A 1,012-nucleotide genomic window follows, 5' to 3' on the forward strand; every position below is an offset into this window, starting at 1 on the left:
CTTAGATTAACACATGAAGTGCAATACCAAATATGAGGTGAAAAAAAGACCTAGATGCGCTAGCATCAAAGTCTTTATCCACCGACCAAAGTGAGATTGCAACCATGAACTATACGCATCTAAGCCTAGGGGAACGATACCAGATTTATGCCCTTATAGGGGCAGAACATAGTATTAATTTTATAGCGCGGGCGTTAAACAGAAGTCCCAGTACCATATTAAGAGAAATCAGACGCAATAAAAGCCTGCGCGGTTACCGAGTCAATAACGCTCACAAGAAAGCTTGTGCAAGACGATCAAACAATGCGCTCAGCATCATCGCTGACGTATGGGACTGGGTCACAGACAAGCTTAAAGAGAACTGGAGTCCCCAGCAAATAGCAGGTGTTCATGGTGGACTCAGTCATATGAGCATTTATCGCTATATATGGACAAACAAGCGTAAGGGCGGCAGGTTATGGCAGTGTCTCAGACGTAAAGCCAAGCCTTATCGGCAGCGTTTAACTGCTGAGACTCGTGGTCGTATTAATGACAGAGTCTCTATCCATGAGCGCCCCTCCATCGTTGATGCGCGCACGCGGATTGGCGACTGGGAGGCGGATACCATTATCGGTCAGCATCACAAGCAAGCGATTGTCACGCTCGTTGAACGTAAAACAGGGCTGCTGAAGATGAAACGTGTGGATAATAAAACGGCACAGCAAGTATCAGAGGCAATGATAGAGCTCTTAAAGCCAGTGAGGTTGCAGGTTAAGACCATTACCTCTGACAATGGTAAAGAGTTTGCTCAGCATAAAAAGGTGAAACAAAAGCTCTTTAGCTCTTTCTTCTTTGCCGATGCTTATGCGTCATGGCAGCGAGGAACCAACGAAAATACCAACGGCTTGATCAGAGAGTATCTGCCTAAAGGCTGTGACTTTAGACAAGTCTCTGATGATGAGATGCAGGACATTGAGAACAAACTAAATAACAGACCAAGAAAACGCTTAGGGTTTAAAACGCCTATGCAGGC

Annotated in this window: 1 protein-coding gene; it reads left to right on the top strand. The window is 45.5% G+C overall.

Translation table 11 applies throughout. From position 1 onward, the window contains the following. Positions 1-104: 104 nt before the first annotated feature. On the top strand, positions 105-1,012 hold a 908-nt coding region (locus HQR03_RS14065; protein WP_101210731.1), incomplete at its 3' end, for an IS30 family transposase.

The organism is Psychrobacter okhotskensis (assembly GCF_013248965.1).
In the GTDB taxonomy this organism is placed as follows: Bacteria; Pseudomonadota; Gammaproteobacteria; order Pseudomonadales; family Moraxellaceae; genus Psychrobacter; species Psychrobacter okhotskensis.